At 38.9% G+C, this 19,799-nt stretch carries 16 protein-coding genes and 2 tRNA genes; 10 read left to right on the top strand and 8 right to left on the bottom strand.

Annotation, left to right across the window (positions count from 1 at the left end; all coding sequences use genetic code 11):
* The first annotated feature begins 81 nt into the window (after window positions 1–81).
* From EHQ52_RS04695 to EHQ52_RS04685, 3 genes are read left to right on the top strand one after another with little or no spacing between them, the layout of a single operon-like run.
* Window positions 82–939 (top strand): ChaN family lipoprotein, encoded by an 858-nt coding sequence (locus tag EHQ52_RS04695; protein ID WP_135614112.1) that lies wholly within the window; start codon window positions 82–84, stop codon window positions 937–939.
* 47 nt (window positions 940–986) lie between these two features.
* A complete protein-coding gene (locus EHQ52_RS04690) occupies window positions 987–3,683 on the top strand; it encodes a transglycosylase domain-containing protein (protein ID WP_135614111.1) in 2,697 nt (898 codons plus the stop codon).
* Window positions 3,673–5,265 (top strand): hypothetical protein, encoded by a 1,593-nt coding sequence (locus EHQ52_RS04685; protein ID WP_135614110.1) that lies wholly within the window; start codon window positions 3,673–3,675, stop codon window positions 5,263–5,265. Before EHQ52_RS04690 ends, EHQ52_RS04685 begins: the two co-directional genes overlap by 11 nt.
* Before the next feature lie 15 nt (window positions 5,266–5,280).
* Here EHQ52_RS04685 and EHQ52_RS04680 read toward each other — a convergent pair whose 3' ends face one another.
* From EHQ52_RS04680 to EHQ52_RS04665, 4 genes are all read right to left on the bottom strand, one after another.
* Window positions 5,281–6,606, bottom strand: a complete 1,326-nt coding sequence (locus EHQ52_RS04680) for an amidohydrolase family protein (RefSeq protein WP_135614109.1) — start codon at window positions 6,604–6,606, stop codon at window positions 5,281–5,283.
* Window positions 6,607–6,614: 8 nt separating this feature from the next.
* Window positions 6,615–7,094, bottom strand: a complete 480-nt coding sequence (locus EHQ52_RS04675) for a DUF4405 domain-containing protein (protein ID WP_135614108.1) — start codon at window positions 7,092–7,094, stop codon at window positions 6,615–6,617.
* 742 nt (window positions 7,095–7,836) lie between these two features.
* A tRNA-Tyr gene (locus EHQ52_RS04670) sits at window positions 7,837–7,918 on the bottom strand.
* Window positions 7,919–7,979: 61 nt separating this feature from the next.
* Window positions 7,980–8,052 (bottom strand) — tRNA-Thr (locus EHQ52_RS04665).
* A gap of 88 nt (window positions 8,053–8,140) precedes the next feature.
* On the opposite strand from EHQ52_RS04665, the gene EHQ52_RS04660 reads away from it, so the two are divergent.
* From EHQ52_RS04660 to EHQ52_RS04645, 4 genes are all read left to right on the top strand, one after another.
* The gene (locus EHQ52_RS04660; RefSeq protein WP_086447090.1) at window positions 8,141–8,524 is read left to right on the top strand and encodes a hypothetical protein; all 384 of its coding nucleotides are present in this window, start codon (window positions 8,141–8,143) and stop codon (window positions 8,522–8,524) included.
* Window positions 8,525–8,541: 17 nt separating this feature from the next.
* Window positions 8,542–9,366: a transketolase gene (locus tag EHQ52_RS04655; RefSeq protein ID WP_135614107.1), complete on the top strand. Its 825-nt coding sequence runs from the start codon at window positions 8,542–8,544 to the stop codon at window positions 9,364–9,366.
* A gap of 203 nt (window positions 9,367–9,569) precedes the next feature.
* Complete coding sequence (locus tag EHQ52_RS04650; RefSeq protein WP_167492176.1) at window positions 9,570–10,469, top strand: transglutaminase-like domain-containing protein; 900 nt, start codon at window positions 9,570–9,572, stop codon at window positions 10,467–10,469.
* Window positions 10,470–10,559: 90 nt separating this feature from the next.
* Entirely contained in the window at window positions 10,560–11,519 is a 960-nt protein-coding gene (locus tag EHQ52_RS04645; RefSeq protein ID WP_135614105.1) for a polyprenyl synthetase family protein, read from the top strand.
* Window positions 11,520–11,622: 103 nt separating this feature from the next.
* Here EHQ52_RS04645 and EHQ52_RS04640 read toward each other — a convergent pair whose 3' ends face one another.
* The gene (locus EHQ52_RS04640) at window positions 11,623–12,372 is read right to left on the bottom strand and encodes an LIC10920 family plasminogen-binding lipoprotein (RefSeq protein WP_135614104.1); all 750 of its coding nucleotides are present in this window, start codon (window positions 12,370–12,372) and stop codon (window positions 11,623–11,625) included.
* 152 nt (window positions 12,373–12,524) lie between these two features.
* Here EHQ52_RS04640 and EHQ52_RS04635 point away from each other — a divergent pair, with 152 nt between their 5' ends.
* Together EHQ52_RS04635 and EHQ52_RS04630 are read left to right on the top strand one after the other, a co-directional pair.
* The gene (locus tag EHQ52_RS04635) at window positions 12,525–13,667 is read left to right on the top strand and encodes an LBF_2804 family protein (RefSeq protein WP_135614103.1); all 1,143 of its coding nucleotides are present in this window, start codon (window positions 12,525–12,527) and stop codon (window positions 13,665–13,667) included.
* A 44-nt stretch (window positions 13,668–13,711) separates the two neighbouring features.
* Window positions 13,712–14,746, top strand: coding sequence for an MBL fold metallo-hydrolase (locus EHQ52_RS04630; protein ID WP_135614102.1), 1,035 nt, complete (start codon window positions 13,712–13,714; stop codon window positions 14,744–14,746).
* A gap of 285 nt (window positions 14,747–15,031) precedes the next feature.
* Here the strand turns inward: EHQ52_RS04630 and EHQ52_RS04625 are convergent, their stop codons facing one another.
* Genes EHQ52_RS04625 through EHQ52_RS04615 form a run of 3 tightly spaced genes read right to left on the bottom strand, consistent with a single transcriptional unit; the run spans window position 15,032 to window position 18,647 of the window.
* Window positions 15,032–15,802: a ribonuclease H-like domain-containing protein gene (locus EHQ52_RS04625; RefSeq protein ID WP_135614101.1), complete on the bottom strand. Its 771-nt coding sequence runs from the start codon at window positions 15,800–15,802 to the stop codon at window positions 15,032–15,034.
* Between the two features lie 17 nt (window positions 15,803–15,819).
* A complete protein-coding gene (locus tag EHQ52_RS04620; RefSeq protein ID WP_135614100.1) occupies window positions 15,820–17,589 on the bottom strand; it encodes an apolipoprotein N-acyltransferase in 1,770 nt (589 codons plus the stop codon).
* On the bottom strand, window positions 17,586–18,647 hold the full coding sequence (locus EHQ52_RS04615; protein WP_135614099.1) for a lipase secretion chaperone: 1,062 nt from the start codon (window positions 18,645–18,647) through the stop codon (window positions 17,586–17,588). Before EHQ52_RS04615 ends, EHQ52_RS04620 begins: the two co-directional genes overlap by 4 nt.
* A gap of 112 nt (window positions 18,648–18,759) precedes the next feature.
* On the opposite strand from EHQ52_RS04615, the gene EHQ52_RS04610 reads away from it, so the two are divergent.
* Window positions 18,760–19,785, top strand: coding sequence for an NAD(P)-dependent oxidoreductase (locus EHQ52_RS04610; protein ID WP_135614098.1), 1,026 nt, complete (start codon window positions 18,760–18,762; stop codon window positions 19,783–19,785).
* The last annotated feature ends 14 nt before the right edge of the window (window positions 19,786–19,799 follow it).

Genomic DNA, 19,799 nt, shown 5'->3' with positions numbered 1-19,799 from the left:
GATACTTGTCGATCGATTTACAACCTTCTAATGCCCATTTAAGTTCTTTTCTTTTTTCTTTCGATTTCCAAACTAAGTTTCATGATGGTTCGTATTTTTTTGTTCCTTCTTCTTTTCCCTTCTTTTATATTCTCTCAAACTTTTAACCCTGAAGTTTATGATTCAAAAAGTAAATCTAAGGTAGAACTTTCGTCTATCATTGAAAAGGCGAAAGATGCAGATGTGATTATTTTTGGAGAAGAGCATAATGATAAGATAGGACATGCTTGGAAATTGGAGGTTTTCAAAAAATTGGCTGACGTCTATTCTACACTTCTTTCCTTGGAAATGTTAGAAAAGGATCAGCAAAGATCAGTGGATGAATATTGCAAGGGTGAGATCACTGAAAAAGGTTTTTTGAACTCTGGAAAATTTTGGCCGAATTACCTAACGGATTATCATCCAATGGTTTCGTTTGCAAAAGAAAAAAATCTTCCTGTGCTTGCGGCTAACGCTCCCAGAAAATATGTAAACCTTGTATCTCACCAAGGATTGGATTCTTTATATAAGATCAGATCTCCTTTCCTTCCTCCTAGATACACTTATAATTTATTCAGACAAAAAGAATACGAAGAACTTTTGTCTGCGATGATCACAGAACATTCTCCTACAGGATTTTCTCCAGATAAACAAAAGTTTATAGATGCCCAATATGTTTGGGACGCTTCTATGGCAGACTCAATTGCTGAGGCTTACTTTTTATTAAAAAGAAAGGTAGTTCATGTGAATGGAAGATTTCATTCTGATAGAAGTTTAGGGCTGACATATAGGCTGAAACAGATGGGTCTGAATGTTTTAACGGTCAGCATTTTTCCATCCGAAGAAGGCAAAAGTTTTCAAGAAGAAGATTGGAAATTGGCCGATTTCCTGGTAATCACCGAAAGAAAACCAGTGCCTTAACACTTTCTTGCTTGTAGGGTTAGCGGATCTCTCCGACATTAATAGAGATGTTGGAAACTTCGGTCCGCACTCTTACAGAATCCAAGTTTGAATGCCTTTCTTGCGGAACCATTTCCAGGCTGCCTGAGGGAGTTCCTACAGGGACTGTTTTTAAACTTACCTGTTATCGCTGCGGCCAGAAGGCATTAGTTAGATACGTATCTTCTCCAATTCAAACTATAGAAGAAAAACCATCTCCCAAAGAGGAGATGCCTGCACCACCTGTTGGAACTCCAACATATCAGGAAATAGAAAGACCTGCTATTCGTCCTATCCAGAAAGAGGTTCCTAAAGAAGTCTCAAAAGAATCTCCGCTTTCAAACTTCTTAGAAAGTTTGCAAACTAAGTGGGAGAATTGGAAAGAGTCCTGGGCTAAAAATTCGTCTGAAGATCGTCCTTGGTTCCAAAAGGTCAGAACAGAAACAGAATCGTCTCCTACAGCTTTCCATCGTCCTATCAAAACTTTGTCCGAAAGATTATTAGAAAAGGGCAGAAGATTCCAATTCCCTAAATTCCGCCCGAATATCTGGCTAGTTCTAATCCCTTTGCCGTTGGCATTAGTGTTCCTGATCTTTTTCTGGATGGGAGTTATCCAAAGAGAAGCAGAAGTTCCGGGGCTATTAAGTATTTTTTATATTCATCAACCAACTGTCATCTATGATAGAGATGGAAGAAAAGTTTCTGAAATTTTCGGCAAGAAGACAAGTAACCTAGAATGGGAAGCTTATCCTGAAAATTTAAAAAGAATGGTTCTTCTTGTAGAAGATCGCAGCTTTTTCTCGCATGGTGGAATTCATTATTCTTCTGTGTTACGTGCGTTTTTTGTAAATATAATCAGCTTTCGATTTAAACAGGGTGCTTCTACAATTACTCAGCAGTTAGCGCGTATACTTCTGAACGATCGTGAAAAAAGTTTGGGAAGAAAGTTGAAAGAAGCCCAACTTGCATATGCCTTGGAATCTTCCTTAGATAAAGAAAAGATCCTATTACATTATATGAATAATGTGTATTTGGGCCATGGTGCGTTTGGATTTGCAAGTGCCTCCGAGTTCTATTTTGGGAAAAAGCCAAAAGATTTAAATGTATCAGAGATGATCGTTCTTGCTTCTTTGGCTTCTGCTCCTAATCGTTTTTCTCCATTAAAAAATCCTGATCTATCTTCCGGAAGGGTAGAAGCAATCCTCCGATCTCTGGAAAATGATGGCGCATTAAAAGAAGATCTAAGGCCTACGATACAAGACATCTACCAAACATTCAATACTCGTTCTCCAGGAGAGACAGTCTACGGGAATCGTAAGGATGATTCTCCTTATGTGACTGAACATGTCAGAAAATTTCTCCAAACAATGTATCCTGATACAAACATTTATGAAAGCGGTGGATTTTCAGTTTATACCACAATTTCTCAACCTGTTCAGGCAGAATTGCAGAAGGTGGTCAAAACACATGTGGAAAATCTTCTAAAAAGCGGACAGGTTAGACGAAACCGTCTCACAGAGAATGGTAAAAATGCGGATGTAACTCCTTTCCGAAATTTAGTCGCTGATCTTTCTCCTGCATTGGAATTATTTATAGATACGGATCGATTTGTAACCGGAGGAGATAGTGGGCTGCAAGCTGCAGTCGTAGCAGTGGATCCTCAAACTGGAGATGTTCTTCTTTTACATGGAGGAACAGAGTTCAAATCCGATAACCAATTTCCAAGAGCGACTGGAATGTTTAGACAAACAGGATCTACGATCAAACCGATCCTGTATTCGGAAGCGATTGATTCTGGGATCGCAAATCCTGCTACACATATATTAGATGCACCTTTGATCTATAAAAACTCAGTTTCGAATTGGATGCCTGAGAATATAGGGAACCAATACGACGGAGATATTTCTCTTAGGGTTGCGCTTGCAAAATCCAAAAACACTGCAGCGGTCCAGATTGCCGAAAAACTAGGATTAGGCGAAATTTCGGCGGCATTCGAAAGGTTTTTCTTTCCGGAAGAAAAAGTTCTGAAAAGTAGATTCAGGCGGGATCTTTCTTTGGCATTAGGTTCCCTGGAACTTTCTCCTTTAGAAATGGCCTCTGCATATTCTGCATTTGCAAACGATGGAAATATAGTTCGACCTCATTTGATCGAAAAAGTGGTGGATAGAGCGGGTAACGTTGTCTACCAAAGAAAAGACCAAGACGAATTCAATTTGAAATGGCCTCAAACTAGAAAAGCAATAACACCTCCTACTGCGGAGATCATGGTGGACCTACTGCATGGAAGTGCAAATCATGCAGGAGTCCGCAACACAGGTTATAGGGGAGAAGTCGCCGGAAAAACTGGGACCACAAATGAGCACAGAGATGCTTGGTTCGTAGGAGTAAGGCCAGGGATTTCTATGGCTGTTTGGTTGGGTTACGATTCTCCAAGTTTTGGAATGGGGAATTCTGCGTTAGGCGGAACAATTGCTGCTCCTTTATGGGGAACCATCGCTAAACTATTTGATTCCGCAGAATCAGGCGACAAGGAAGAAAGAAAAAAATACACATACTCCCAAAGAGCAGTGACTATGGAAATCTGTCCTGAATCAGGAAAACTTCCTGGACCGGACTGCCCTAAAAAGACTAGCGAAATATTTCATCCATCTCATCTTCCTGCGGAGACCTGTCCTCTGACCCATAAGTCTGATGCAAAACAGGAGCTTTTAAAGAATGTTTTCTAAAAGAAAGAACGCAGCTCTTTTCTTTCTGGTATTTTCTTTATTCCCGAGTTTGAGCTTCGCGGTTTCTTATGAAGAAGCTTACGAGTTAGAAAAACTTTCTCCAGTATTTGCGATCCCATTATACGAAGAAGTGGTTAGATCTTCAGGCACAGGAGACTTTAAAAAAACTGCATCTTCCAGACTCTATTTTCTATATGAAAAATTTAATAAATACCTTCCTGCAATCCAATACCAAACAAAAGCAGGAAGTTTAAAAAATAAAAAAGGAGAATGGTCTTCTCTCGTAAAAACATTATCTGATGGATTGGGAGTCACACCATTTTCTTTACTTGCAGTTATAAATTCTTGTTCTAAGGAAACTCCAGTTTGGGTGTCACCTGAACCAACAGTTCATCCAGAAACAGGAGAACTCATACAACCAACTCCTCCAGATCCTTATAGAGTATTATCTAAAAAAGAAAATCATTCTTTGATCCGTCTTTGTTATTCTCTCAAAATGAAACAAAGAGATTTTGAAGGATGGGATAATATATTCTTTTATCTATTCTCCAAGGATGTTCTTACAAAAGATGAGGCACTTCCACTTTGGGTCGGATCTTCTATCCAATCTGGAAAAGGAACTCCATACAAAAGAGTATTCCTTTCTGGAAGATTCAAAGAATTAAGCAATGAATCCAAATCGGATCTATTATTCTTATATGCAAAGTTTCTCAGACATACTGGAAAATTCGAATCCAGTACCAGATATTTTTTAACAAGTAGCACGTACGCTTCTTCTAAAAGAGGAAAATGGGAGACTGCAAAAAATCTGCTGATCATGGACAGAAAAAAAGAAGCCTGCACAATGATCGGTGATTCATTCAATGCAGGCGATGAATCCGAAATACTAATGAAGAAGATCTGTCAGTCAGGAAATTGGGATTGGATCCAAACCTATTTACCTGCTCTTAAAATTCTAATGAGAGAAAACCCAGATCCAGTATTTGCTTATGCACTCGAAGGTGGTGGCAGAGAAGCAATTGATCTATTCTTAAAACAAGTCGGTTCTAAAACGACAGACAAAGACGACGACTCAGAAGAAGATTCAGAATCCGCAGATATTCTAAATAAACTTATCCCACCGGATGGCAGAAATAAATTTCCTTTCTGGGACGCACGAGACAAAGAAGCGGATCTTGTAGTTCCAGACAGAGCAAAATATTTGTGTAAAGTGATACGTAGGCCATTTTTCGGAACTCCATCCATCCAACCTCAATTCTGCAAAGAAGTTTCTCCAGGAAGTTTGGAAACATTACTTTCTATAGTGGCGGAAGAAGAGGAAGAGGCGAGTTTTGCATTCGCTGATCCTGCTTATCTTCCTCTTTCCGTAAAATGGATCTGGAAAAACGGATCCGAATCTGAATCGAATGCAGACTCAGTGTTACCAAAAGTTTTGGGTCCTTCTTCTGAACCTGGCCCTTGGAATCTGGAATTTATAGTATATCGTAAAATCCTAAATCGTGCTTATGCTGAGATCCGCATGAAGGACAAATATTTTGTGGTTTCTGTAAAACCTTCTTATGTGATTTGGAATAAGAATTAAGAGTTTATCTCTAACTTACTGCTCGGCACCTGCACGCCAAACTGTACGAATCGATAAAGTATTCGAAATATCTTGAAGCGGATTTCCATCCACCAACACTAGATCCGCTCTTGCTCCTGGAAAAATTCTACCACGATCATCTAAACTAAATCTTTTGGCGGGAACAGAAGTAGCGGCACGCATTGCTTCAATAGGTTTAAATCCCGCCGCTACCAATAATTGCAATTCATGATGAAGACTTGCACCATGAACAAGTCCTCCAAGATTTGCGATCGGTTCAGAAACATCACTTCCTGCTAATATGTCCACACCAGCTTTATGAAGAACTAATACACTTTCAAAAGAATCTTCTAATCTTCCTTTAGGATAAACATTCATATTTTTGGAAAGAGCTTCTAACCATTCTTTGCTTAGCTTGGAACTAACACGTTTATCTGAAAGTAATGCGTGAGGACTATTTCCAAAAGCTGTAGAGAGTGTAGTTAATGTTGGCACAATAAAAGCACCGGAAGACTTGATTGCTGCAATCATTTCTTTGTCAGGTTTTTCATCAAAAAACATATGAGCGAGCCCATCTACTCCTGCAGAAATCGCTCTTCGTCCTCCTGCAAGAGAAGTAACATGAGCGATTGCCATCTTTCCTCTACGATGAGCTGCTTTCACGGAAGCGACTAGGGTAGCATCATCAATTACGGGAAGTCCCGGTGTGCCGACTGTGTCTCCATCTTCTATAATGATCTTAATGAAGTCGGAACCTCCTTCCACTTGTTTGTCTACAAACTCGATCGCTTCTTCTGGAGTGGAAACGAATGGATAACGATAAAAAGTCTTTAAAAACCAGTTACTGCTTAACTGCATGTATTGTGTTGGATGTCCACCAGGAGGAGTGATTCCCATACCTGCAGAACGCATATCCGCAATATCATTTCGATTTGCAAGTTGCCAACGTTCCCAAAACATCCATTGCCCTGTCATTTCAAGTTCAGTAGTAACTCCAAACAGAAGCGCATCACGTAAACCATCAATATCCGTATGAACATGAGAATCTATCAGGCCCGGCATTAACATACCGCCCTCAGCATCTACAATCCTTGCACCCGTAGGAATATCTCCACCGATAGAATGAATACGATTCCCTTGGATGATAAGAGTATGATCTTTAATTAACTCTTCTCCGTCGAAGATATTCGCATTGATGATTGCGATCGTTTGATCTTCCGAAGCCGAAAATTTTTTGCAGTCAATCAAAAAGCAAGCGGCAGCTATTACAGCGATTGTAATTGCATTTAGAGCATAATATTTGGACTGTTTATAAGTTTTAATCAAGCTATATAAGTTCATGTCTCAACTCACTTCAAAATCAATTCTACAATTTCTTCTGGAGATTTTTTATTATGAATGCTGATCTCTTCCAAAGATTTAGAAGGATCATCTATGATAATATGATTCTTTTTTAAAATCTCTTCCGCTTGTTGATAGTTCCCATTGATGAGTTTAAAAGAATCTGAAACAGGAGATCTTAATACCTTCTCCAAAATATCATGTTCCAGGTTCCCATGCATTTTTCCGCCAACGATAAATGCGATTGAAATGATAAGAATTGCAATACTCGGAAGAAGAAGTTGTTTCTTCTTTGCATAATTTTTGATACTGCTCCAATTCATTCGTATATGAAAGATCGCGAACAAAACGAAACTTATGCCCAGAAATTCATGAACAACTTTTGTATAATCATCCAATAGATGAAAGAACATCAAGACACCTGTGGCCCCGACAATAAGGAATATAAAAACTAAGTAAGGTGTAACGAATTCTTTTTTGAGTTTCATGAATAGCTCTCTTGTTCTTCATGAGACCTTGCTTGGTGTGGAGGTTCCATGAATTTATGATTTGGGCGACTCCCTCGCTTCGCGAGAGATCGCGCTGCTTCGGGTTCGCGCATTCGCGCTCATCCGGCCAAGCCCGGACTAAAGCCCTGCGCATCGCTGTCGCGGGGAAAAATCATTTATAATTTACAAGATTTTATATCGATACACGGGTTTCGATCGAAGAAACCCCTGCAATGCTCATAATTTTTTTCCCATTTGGGAATTGCATCTGCCAGAGAGAGAGTGCAAAAGTTTTTTCTATTTTCAGACATCTCCGGATCAGTTAGGCAAAAGGTATAAAGATCCCTCTCTGCCTGGATCATATCGTATTTTTCCTTACAATTATGAGCCGGAGAATCAGGACAATTGATTAAGAAAAATGGAATGATTAGAAGTAGGTATATTAGGGAGATCTGTTTCATTTGGTTACGATGAATTAGAGTAGAGCTTCGAAGTAAGACAAGCTGAATAAATGAAGATTTGTAGGGTAGAAAGAAGAACGGATTCGCCTCTACGCAGTCTCGCGTCGTGCTCGACTGGGCTCCGAGGCGTCTCGTTCGCGCCTTCGTCCATCCATGGACTCGGCACGCGTTTGCTTACGCTCCCTACGAGTCGCTGCAAACGCTTTCGCGAACGATCTTCGAATCCTTCCGGACTTTTTTGTGTATTAGGATTTTGTTGTAAGGGAAGAGAGAAAAGAAATTGGGCAGGGAAGGATTCGAACCTTCGAAGGCTTGGCCAGCAGATTTACAGTCTGCCCTCGTTGACCGCTTGAGTACCTACCCGTTGTTGAGAGCCATTATTTTTGCTCAGGGTGGCTGGTCAATCTTATTCGGAAAATGAACGAGCTGCCTATAGGAATCGAACCCACAACCGTCTGATTACAAATCAGATGCTCTACCAATTGAGCTAAGGCAGCGTTCAAGAGACAGTTTTCGAAATGATTTTGTCGGGTCAATCGATTAAAAAGGATTTTCTCCTGCTTTTGAATATTGTCTTTTGGACAGATGTCTCTTTTTCTGATCAATACTGGAATGACTCTCTCTATCCTATTTTTTTATACAGGGTATTGGTTTCGTTTTCGGAACAACCGATTACATAGGATCTTTAATTTAGGAGGGATCCTTTTTAATTTAAGCACTGCAGTTTATTTGCTAGGCTTAAAATATTTGGGACCAGGGATAGAGCAATCCGGCCTGATCGCTACTGTTGATAAACTGTATATAGATATTCACAGAGCAATTGCAGCTATTACGCTTATTCTGATGTTACTCATGGGTTGGTCAGGACTGACTAGAAAAAAAGAATTCCATAGGAAGCTTCATTTTATTTTTCTACCATTATACACACTCGTTTATCTCTCGGGACTGTTTTTGTTCCGCTCGAATTAATGCCGGAGCTTGCTTACGTGGAAGACACCAAAGAAATCAAAATATTCGCTAATAATATCCGCAAAAATGTGATCAAAATGGTCACTGCGGCAAAATCCGGTCACCCGGGAGGTCCTCTCGGACTTGCGGATATTTACGCAGTATTATACAAAAAGGTCCTAAATCATAAACCTAGTGATCCGGATTGGGAAGATAGAGACAGACTTATCCTTTCTAACGGTCACGTATGCGCAGTACGTTATGCTGCCATGGCTCAAGCTGGATTTTTTCCTGAGTCTGAACTTCTTACCTTTAGGAACATAAACTCTAAATTACAGGGACATCCTTCTACCCGTTATTTAAAAGGGATCGAAAGTTCTTCCGGATCTTTGGGTCAGGGACTTTCTGTTTCCGTTGGGATCGCTTTAGGTGCAAGACTTTCTAAAAAAGACTACAAAGTATATGCATGTATCTCTGACGGAGAATGTGGAGAAGGTATGACCTGGGAAGCGGCACAATCAGCTGCTCATTATAAAACTGATAACCTGATTGCGTTTATGGATAAGAACGGGATCCAAATCGACGGATTCACTAAAGATGTAATGAATCTGGAACCTCTAAACAAAAAGTTTGCTGCGTTCGGATGGAATGTATTAGAAGCAGATGGTCATAATATCGAGTCCATTATCTCTGCTTTCGAGAAGGCAAAAGCTCATAAAGGTTCTCCTACAATTATTCTTTTCGAAACTGTACTCGGAAAAGGTGTCTCCTTCATGGAAAATAATCCAGGATGGCATGGAACTCCTCCAAATGCAGAACAAGAAAAGAAAGCATTAGAAGAATTAGAGCAAGTAACTGCTTAATCCTCTTGGGTTAGAGAAAGAAATTTTTCTAACCCTCCTTATTGCTCTTAACATAACAAAAGTCTCATTCAATTTTTCCGATCACTTGAACAAGTGTGTTCGAAAAAGATGGAAGACATAGTTAATTTATACTGCTCATCCTTTTTTACATAATCATTTCAGATCTGAATTGACTTTCGTTTTTGAAAATAGATTTTATAGATATGCAATTCTCCGATTCTTTCTTCGGCACAGTTCCTTTTCCCCCGGACAAGATCGAGGACAAGTTTTATCAGTTAGAGTTTTCTTCTCTTCAAGATAAATCTAGGATCATAAAAGAGATCGCTAGTATGATCCCTTGGCAAGTTAGAGTCCAAGAAATTGCAGACGAACTAAAAGATCCAACTCTTAGAGTTTTTGCACGTTCAGTAAGTGCTGAAGTTCATTCAGAAAGGATTAGTTATCGTTATTCTATCTTAGCGGAGAAGGGCCATCCAAATCATTATGACGATTTGGAAGAAGGTGTGTTCCTTCTTTCTTCAGTGATTGATTCAGATCTTTCTTATTTGGAATTCAGAACGTACTTAGATAAGATCGCAATTCGTGTAGAAGAGTTAGTAGATCTGAATGAAGATCTCGCTTCTGACGAAGTCAAAGTGCATTTTTTAACCAGAGTCCTCTCCCAGGAAGAAGGTTTCGGCGGAAACCATGACCAATATGAGGACCCGAATAATTCTTATCTTCACAAGGTATTCTCTTCTAAAAAAGGGATACCAATCTCACTTTCTGTTATTTATTTGTTAGTGGCTCATAGATTAGAGCTCCCCTTATATGGGGTGAATATGCCTTTGCATTTTCTATTACATTTTGAATCTTCCGAATTCCAAACGTATATAGATTCGTATCATGGTGGTGTGATGTTGGATCGTTCTACCTGCATTCGTTTTCTAAAAGCAAATGGATTCCAGGCTCATGAAAGATATTTCACTCATGCAAGCAGTTTGACAATTCTCAAAAGAATGTTCCGTAACCTAATTCATATCTATCGCAAAAAAGAGGACAGAGATATGGAAAAGATCCTTTCCCGTCATCTTCTTGCCCTTGACAATAAATGGAAACCTTGACCATAAATTGGTCTGGAACTTCTCCCCTTACTTCCTTTACTGCTTGAGCCGAAAATTCGTTTCTAAATACTGTCGTAACAGGAAACCCGCGTGAAAGCAAAAGGATTGAAAGATCTATTAGTCCGTAAGTTCGATAAAAAACTAAAAGATATCATAGACGAAGATCTACGTATTCTGGCCGAGATCAAAGAATATACGATCCGGTCCGGCGGAAAAAGAATACGTCCTATTCTACATTATTGCCTTTGTAAGATCCTTGGTTATAAGGGAGATAAATACTCAGACGTAGGTGCGATCGCGGAGCTTATCCATGCGGCTAGCCTTCTTCATGACGACGTGGTAGACGAGGCTCAGACAAGAAGAGGAATGCCAAGTGTTCCTTCTAAATTTGGGAATAAAACTTCGATCTTAGCGGGAGATTATCTTCTCGCATGCGGGATTGATCATCTTAACAGCTTGGGTTCTCCGGATTTGATGGATCTTTTCACAACTGTGATCAAAGATCTTTCCATTAGCGAACTCATTCAGATGGAATGGGAAAAAAATCCCAAAATTACATTAGACATCTATAATAAAGTGGTCTACGGAAAAACTGCATCCTTATTCGGAGCTGTATCAGAAGCAGCAGGAATATTGGTAGAAGCTCCCAAGAAGACCAGGAAAAAACTTCATGAGTTTGGGATCCGTTTAGGTTCTTTATTCCAGAAACAAGATGATGCTATCGATTATTTCCAAGCTGGAGATCAAACTGGAAAAATCCCTCTAAAAGATTTTCGCAATGGTCTATATACGTATCCGATCTTAAAACTGCTGGAAATTGCAGATAAGAACGACAAAAAGCTGGCTCATTCCTTATTCGCTAAGGAAGAAAGAAATTCGGATGATGATCTGGTCATTCTATCCTTACTAAACAGATATAATATTCGAAAAAGTCTGAACGAAGAATTCGTATCAGATGTAGAAGGTCTCTTAAACTTCTTAAAATCTTATCCTGAGTCCAACGAAGGAAATTTGGTTAAAGAACAATTCCGCAAATTAATGGAAGTTTGATCTTTTAAAGATAGTTCACTTCTTCTTAACGAACTCTCTAAAAACAAAAAAGCCGCGATCTTCACCGCGGCTTTTCTTTTCGCCTTATTAAACTAGACTTTGATTACTGACCGGTAGTTGAAGAACCAGAAGGGATCGCGTTACTTGTACAGTTAATATCACCTTTGATAGAAACAGTAGGACCACTTGCAGTATTCGTATTATAACATTTTAAACCATCTTGTGTATAACACATACTGGAAGAAGTAGCAGAAGTACAGTTGATAAAGTCTGTAGTATAACATTGTGTCAAAGCAAGACCAGCTGATCCTGTTGTTACTTTATTTCCTACTAAGTCCAGAGTAACTGTTAAATAGGAAAGAGCCTGTGTACTCGAAGTTCCAGTATCCACTGGCACTCCGCTTCCTCCCCAGAAAATTTTTCCATAGTTTGCTACTACTGGTGAAATTCCCAGAGCCGGAAGACCAGAGAAGGAAAATCCTTGCTGAGCATCTACAGTTCCTTGGTTTTGAGTAGCATCATAAACGAATTTTAAAGTTACGAATGCTCCCGTAGTAAAATACATCCTGGAGTTGATTGTAAATAAATTCGTAGTGGAGCCTGTACTTCCGGTGGTGGTTCCTGTCGTTGTTCCGGTTCCGGAACTAGAGTAAGGAGTTGCTGTTCCACAATTGGAGGTTTTATCCTTATCAACTTCTCCCTGGATAGGGAAGGTAGAGCCATCGGTTCCTGTTACGGTAAGATCTACTTTATTAGTATCACCAGTATTACAAGACACGAGCACCGCGACCGTGGCGATTAGGCCGACAAATGCAGGGAATAATTTGGAAATAAACGGTTTGGAGAACGCCATAATTCTAATATCTATCTTCGGAAAATCATGGTCAAGAATGAAATCTTGGGAACGAAAACTCGACCAGTTGGGCCTTAGACCCTGAAAACTACCCGGGAGGTTCCACCATTGAGTTGACTAACCTTCTATTTTAGTTTCCGATCGTCCTCCTGATGAATGTAAGGGCCGAATCTTATTCAGATTATAAACCAGGTGTTTTAGAAAAATGGGGCATCAAAATTCTCCAGAATTATGTCAATGGGGAGAAGGAAGAAGAGAAAACTTTTGGACCAAGCCCTGACTTCTTTCCCAAAAGTAATAAGGTCATACGTTGGGCTTCCTTCTTAGGATTGCAGATCGGATTCTGGACTACTTATTTTATAATCTTAGTAGAGAAACTTTTTCCAGAATCACCTGAAACATTCTCCCCTGAGTTTATAGAAAAATGGAGTTATGCAGGAGCGGCGCTTGCTCTAGGAACAGTCATAGAATTTTATCTACTCTATAAATTAGGATTATGGGCCGCGTATAAACTTACAAAACTTTCAGGCATTCAATTGGAAGAAGATCCAGACCTTGTCACTGGAAACGCAAATCTACTTTCTAGAATGGCATTGGAAATTCCAGACCCCGATCTAAAACTATTAGGAATAGATCCACTACGACTTACTGACAAAAGAAGTTTGCTTATAAGAACATTCTTTTATAAGACAAAGGTTTTACTTTCTAACTTGATCGCAAAGATCGTATTACGAAAAATTTTAGCGAGAAACTCTCTAAGAGTTTATGCAGATTATATCGCTGCCCCCATCACAGCGATTTGGGATGGAGTAGTAATGTATCTGATCTTAAAAGAACTTAGGATCAGATTACTTTCTCGGATCATAGCAAAAGAAGTTACAGACGAGATACTAAAAAATAGGGATAAACTAAGCAAAGAGGGAAAAATCGCATTCTTAGCCGCTGTTGGAAACTCAGTAGTATTCACCCAAATATTCCATCCTAATTTGGAATACATGCTGATCAAAATGCATAAAGGATTCGGTTTGAGTTCTCACGATGGATCCTTAGATGATCTAGATACATTCGGAAGTTTGGTCTCCCAATTATCTAAGGAAGAAAAGAAAGCCTGCTTGAGATTATTATGTATCGCTTGCTCCTTCGATGGAAAACTATCATCGTTCGAAACAAAACATATTAAACGAATTCTTAGAGAAGAAGCAGAAGAGAGTTTAGACTCAATTCGAATTCTTTCAGAGTATATCCGAAAAGGAAATTTAGAAGCTTGCAGAGAAAGGAGTCGCCTATTTTCCTAGAAGACGGACTAGGCAGATCGATTTAGTCAAGGGAGAATTAGAGTTTGAAAATTTATCACTACGACTCAATTCCAGACGTAAAAGAAATCGGGGACGGAATTTTTAAAACAGAGATCCCTCAGCCGTTTTATGCACCCAATAATATTTATATTCTTCCTGATGGAGAGCCTGCGCTTATAGATTCAGGTTATCTCGCTAATTTGGGGATGCTCCAAAGGGCACTCCGAAAGATCGGACTTAGCTTAAATAAGATCAAACATATCTTCTACACTCATAATCATTTGGATCATCTTAGTGCTGTTCTCACGATCCGTTATTATACAGACGCAAAACTTTATGCAATGAAAGGAATGGCTTCTGGAATTGGGAATTATTTGGAACATGTGGAAATGTTCAATAGAGCATCCAAACGTCTGGTATACAAAGGCCATAGAGTTCCGGAAGATCGCAAAAAAGAATTAGCAAGGATAGAAGAAGGAAATCTAAACTTAAGAAATACATTAAGTAGAGGAACTCGTATTGATCCTATTTTAAAATTCGATATAGAATTAGAAGAAGGAGACGTGATCCATGCCGGTGGAAGAGATATCGGATTTTTACATACCCCAGGCCATAATCTTTGGCATCTCACTCCTTATATCTTAGAAGAGAATATATTTTTCACAGGTGATCTTGTATTACAAAACATCTCTTCCATTTATGCGGAGATAGATGGAAACCTCGAGGATTATTATCGTTCTTTAGAAAGAATTTCCAAGATGAGTATTCGCAGATTATTGCCAGCTCATGGACCGGAGCCTGAATCTCCTCAAAAGGCAATTAAACTTCTTCACAAAACATTACAGATCTTGGAAAGAGGTGTGATCCGCAGACTTAAGGAAAAAGAATACGATCTTTCTTCCTTAACTTTGGAGGCAATGGGGGAGAAGGTTGCTAATTCAGGATATTATAATACTGCGATGGCGATCTTACATTCTATGGTTCGTAAGTTTATAGACAAAGGCTGGGTGGAAATTATAGAAACAGAACCGCCTTACGAAACTTACCGCTGGATAGCTGAATCAGAGTCGCAGAGTTAAAAGAGACGCAGAAATTGGGCACGCAGAGGCGCTAAGACGCAGAGAGATTTTAGGCAAAGTAGTCGTAAATATGATACTAATTTGAGGCTCTACGAGCCTGGCTACTATAGTGCTCTTTTTTTCCACGCGAAGCTAAAAAGAGTCTTTTGCGTTATCCCAGAATCTTCTCTTCTTAGCGCCTTTGCGTGAAAATTTAGAAATTTACAAAATCAAAAGACCAGCCTACGTAAGGAAAAAAATTCAAAACAACAAATCAAACCTTCCGTGCCTCTGCTCCCCCGCGTCTTAACTCTCTGGGATCACTTCCCCAAAAAAGCGTGTTTCCTTGATTTTTAAGTTATACGCTTTGATAAACAAAAGTTCTAGGTTAACCACATCTTCTTTATTATATTTTAAAAGAAGATCCAATGCGTCTTGGTCATCGTACTGAACGTACTGCCACCATAATCGAACTGCATCAGCGCCGTTGACTTCGTAAGGAAGATCTCTTTTTATACCGAGAGCCTTCTCACAACCTTTCAAACCACCTTTGATCCCGAGACTCCTCAGGATATACATCAGATCCAAATGACGGTTCTTAAATTTTTTACTGAATTCTCTTTCTAAAAAAGGAACATCGAATGCTGCACCATTATAAGTTACAAAAACATGAGAAGAAGAAAGTTCTTCCGGGAAATCATCCATATTCCTTCCTCTCAGATAAGTTTTAAAATCTTTACCGTCGTAAGTTCCTACAACAGTTACAAAATCACCACTTCCTAAACCGGAAGTTTCAATATCTAAATAGAGAAGATTTTCTCTGATAATTGGGAATAGTCTCCATTTTTGTTGGCTGGGTAGGGCGAAGAAAAAATAATCCCAGTTCTTTCTATCCATTTCCTTTCTGGAAAAATCCAAAGAGTCCAAAAGTAATCTGGAATGCATGTCGGATGGGGACTTTACTTTTTCTTTTAATACTTCTCTGAATTCGTTCCAATGAAGAATTCCTTGGTCCCAGAGTTTCCCTTCTTCGATCACATCGATACCAGGGAGATGGCAGAATGTATGTTCTAACAAAGATCCCCCTTGGTGTGCTAACCCTTAGTTTTGAAAAACGCCCTTTTTCCTACAAGGAAGAATAACGTGAATACCAGAATAGTATATAGATAAAATGGAAGATTTCCCCATTCCGAATAGAATGTATTTCCACCTTCTTTCAATTTTGTAGCAGGAAGTAAAAAGGATCTGGTATCTTTTTCTCCATATCTAGTAGGATGATTTAGATTTCTACCGTAAGGATCCACTGCGATTGAAATTCCTGTGACAGCAGGACGTACTAAAGTAAGTCCAAATTCTATCGCTCTAAATCTAACAGCTCCTGCATGCTGCCAAGCTTCTATATCCGAAGAGAACCAAGAATCGTTAGTAGGATTTACAAAAAATGTATATGTGTCCTTAGAAGCAAATTTTACAGAGTCTCTTACAAGATAGGAGAACATAGCTTCGTAGCAGATCAAAGGTAAGATCTGGTAGAAAACATTCTCTTCTGTGCCTGAGCTTGCTAAAATTGGACGGAAATGATTTGGAGTTTGGATCAAAGGAGTTTCTTCTTCCGTAGGCAAAGAAGGAGTTCTTTCTCTTCTTAAAGAACGAGTTCCGATAAGAGGTTTAGGATCTCCTCCAGTGATATAAAAGGAAGTTTCTTTAAATAATTTTCTTAAAAAAGGAAATGTAGATTCGAAAGGAATATATTCTCCGAAAGCAAGTAATCTTCTTTTATCGTAACGTTCTACTTCTCCATTGGAAGAAGAAAGAAGTGTAACCTGATTTTTTAAACCTTCTGGAAAACGATTCAACTCATTATACAAAATATCTGCACCAGACTTATACGTTAGATACATTAAAGCGCCATGGAATGTAGACGAATATACTCCTTGTCCCAGATTTTCATTCGGAATAGTTCCATGAAATGGAACAGCAGATTCAGGTAAAAATAAAAGATCAGGCGGAGGAGAAGTCTCCAAAGAAGAACGTAGACCCAATTCGAGACTTGTACTAATTGTTTGTCCTACAAATTCAGGATTTTCAGCTAATTCTCTTTTGCCAGGAGAAGTGTTGGGTTGGATTAGAACTCCTGAAAGTTTTAAGATCCCATCTTCTATCGCGGGAGTGGAATTTGGAACTGTATAATCTGGAGCAGAATAAAGTCTAAAACTCCCCAGAGTCCAAACAATCCCGAAGATTAGAATACCAGCAATCCCGTATCTTTTTAAAGAAGGGTTTCTGATCAATACTAAAGAAGAACTTCCTAAGAGTAGAAAAAATCCTACTCCAAATATTCCTGTCCAAGATGCAATTTGAGAAAAGGAAAGATTTCCTTCCGCTAAATTTCCCCAATACCAAGGGAATAACTGAGGCATGATCAGGTCGGAGAGAACTCCCCAAACAGGAAAGATCAACCAACCGAATAGAATAGATCTCTCTGGATAGTTTATATACTTATTATATAAGAATAAACTAAAATGCCATCCCAGATAAAAGATGATCAGTTTAAAATGGGAGAAAATCCCGTAGATAAGAAATAGTATCCAGGAAATGCCGGCACCCGCTCCCGAAATTGCAGAAATAGAGGAAGGAATCCAGAAAAATACGATCAGATTAATGACCTGAGAAAGTCCTAATAACCAGAAAATTGCTTTCTTAAGTTTCCATTCTCTTAATTCTAAAAATAGAATATAAGCACATAACGCGGAGAGCCCTCCTGCAGGAAAAAATTCGAAGGGCTCCATTCCGAAAAGGATTCCGGACGCAATTCCGATCAGGCATAAAAAAGGACGGATCGGATTTCTGGAAAACCGGATCATTTGCCTTGCAAACGTCTTTGGTCTTCTTCTAAGGCTTTTCTTCTACCGTATGCCTCTGCTTCTTCTTGGCCTAAATTTCTAACTCTGATCTCATTCAAAGCTTTATCTCTTTCTTCAGGTCTTGCGGTTGGATGGCTTTTTAGCCAAGTTTGTTCTTCTTGTGCAGTTTGCTCTTCCTTCTTCTTTTCTGCGTCTATTTCTTTCAGGACTTTTTCGATCCTGTCTGCTCCGTCTTTACCGAAATATTTTTCTCGGATCGCGCGCACCTGAGGATCTTTTTCTGCAGCAGATAATTTGTTTAGATCTGTTTCTTTAAAATAAAGTTCAGTTTCATATTTATTGAACTTAGGCTCTCTTTTATAGATCGTATTATAATAATTTCCGTAAACTCCCTTACGATATTCTTCATATCTTGCGAGCTTTTTGTCTCCTGGAAGATTTTTGACCTCGCTTAGGAATTGATCGTATCCGAATTGGAAGTCCTTCTCCGCTTCTTCTAATCCAAAGATCAACTTAGCATCTTGGTCGGAAAAAAGTTCTCTTCTCTTCTTCTTTATGATTTCGTAAATTTCTTCCTGGCTTTTGCCTCTAGGTTGTTCGAATTCTCTTAAAACCATTTCATAAGAAAGATACTTTCTAAAAAGACCAACTAGTCTTTCTCCATCTGCTCCAGGATATTGTTCTAAGATGAATGCTTTTACTATTTCGTTACATTGTTCTGGAGTATAATCCGTAGGGCATTTCCTTCTCAATTCCCAAAGAGAAGATACCAGATCCAATTCCCCATTCGCGGCATATTTTAAGATCTCATCGTAGCTTAACCATTGGCCGTCTTTATATAATTCGCGAGAAGTAGCCATGATCTCTGGATTGATGATCCATTCTCCATTCTCGTTTTGAGTTACAGTAAAGCCTGGAGAATCTCCTCCATCAAAACCAAATTCTCTGCCGGTCGAACCAGGCTCCCAGAGAAGGAATATGATCAATACAATAAGGATTAAAAAACCAGAGGCAAAAAGCCAGATTTTCGGGGGGATTTCTTTTAAACGTTCTAACATTTGATATATTTACCGGTTGGAAAGCATTGAAGGTATTGATCGGGCGCGAGAAGGCAAGAGTTTTTACGGAAAATAAATTGGCGATTCAGGTCCTTTTTTAAAAGATTCCTTCATGTCTCTTCCTATTCTTTTTTATCCGGAAGGAACCGTTGGGGCTTCTGAAATTTTTTCTCATTTCCGGAACTTAGATGTGAGATCTTATCCTGCCAAATCTCCGGAAGAGATCGAAAAATTTAAACCTACCATATTAATTGCAAACACTAGACTGAAGGTGAATCAAAAAACCTGTCGGACGTTTCCTAGTGTTAAAATTTTTGCAACAGTGAGTTCCGGAACAGATCATGTGGATTTTTCGGATCTAAAAAACGAATCCAGAGTATTCATAAATTCTCCTGGAAGCAATGCAGGTTCTGTTGCAGAATATTGTTGGGTTTCACTTCTTCATTTTTTTTCGGAAGAAGAGCTCAGAAAGAAGAATGTTGGCATCATCGGTTTCGGTAATACGGGCAAGACATTCGCCAAAATTTTAGAAGAAAAAAAAATTCCTTATATCTACAACGATCCTTTTATCAAAGACCAGTCTCTTCCTTTGGATGAAATATTAAAATGTTCCATTATTAGTTTACATGTTCCTCTTACTGCCAATGGTCCTTATCCAACCTTGAATTTGTTAGACAAAGATAAAATTTCTAAATTGAAAGAAGGTACACTTCTTCTGAACACAAGCAGGGGAGAAGTTTGGTCCGAAGAAACATTCCAAACTATTTTAGACAGAAAAGATTTATTTAGAGTGATGGATGTCTTTTATCCGGAACCTCCTAAAGGAAAGATCGCAGAACAAATGGCGAGTTTAGAAAATTCAATTTTCACTCCTCATATTGCAGGTTATAGCCAACTGGGGAGATTACTAGGCACCTATAGACTTGCGGAGAAGTTATGTATTTTATATAAAGAGAATAAACTTCCTCCACTTTCCGAATTTTTAAGATCGAATCAGCCAATCTCAACCGAAACTTTTTTAAAAGAAGAAGACCAAAAATTAAAAGAATCTTGGAAAAATGCTGACTGGGAATATTTTGAAAGAAGAAGGAACTCTTACCCAGCAAGAAAAGATCTGGGACTCGCAAATCTAGATTAGAAATTTAATAGTTC

Origin of the sequence: Leptospira koniambonensis (assembly GCF_004769555.1) — a bacterium.
Taxonomy (GTDB): domain Bacteria; phylum Spirochaetota; class Leptospiria; order Leptospirales; family Leptospiraceae; genus Leptospira_B; species Leptospira_B koniambonensis.
The sequence above is the reverse complement of the archived record's forward strand: the minus strand, read 5'-3'. Positions and strand labels throughout refer to the sequence as shown.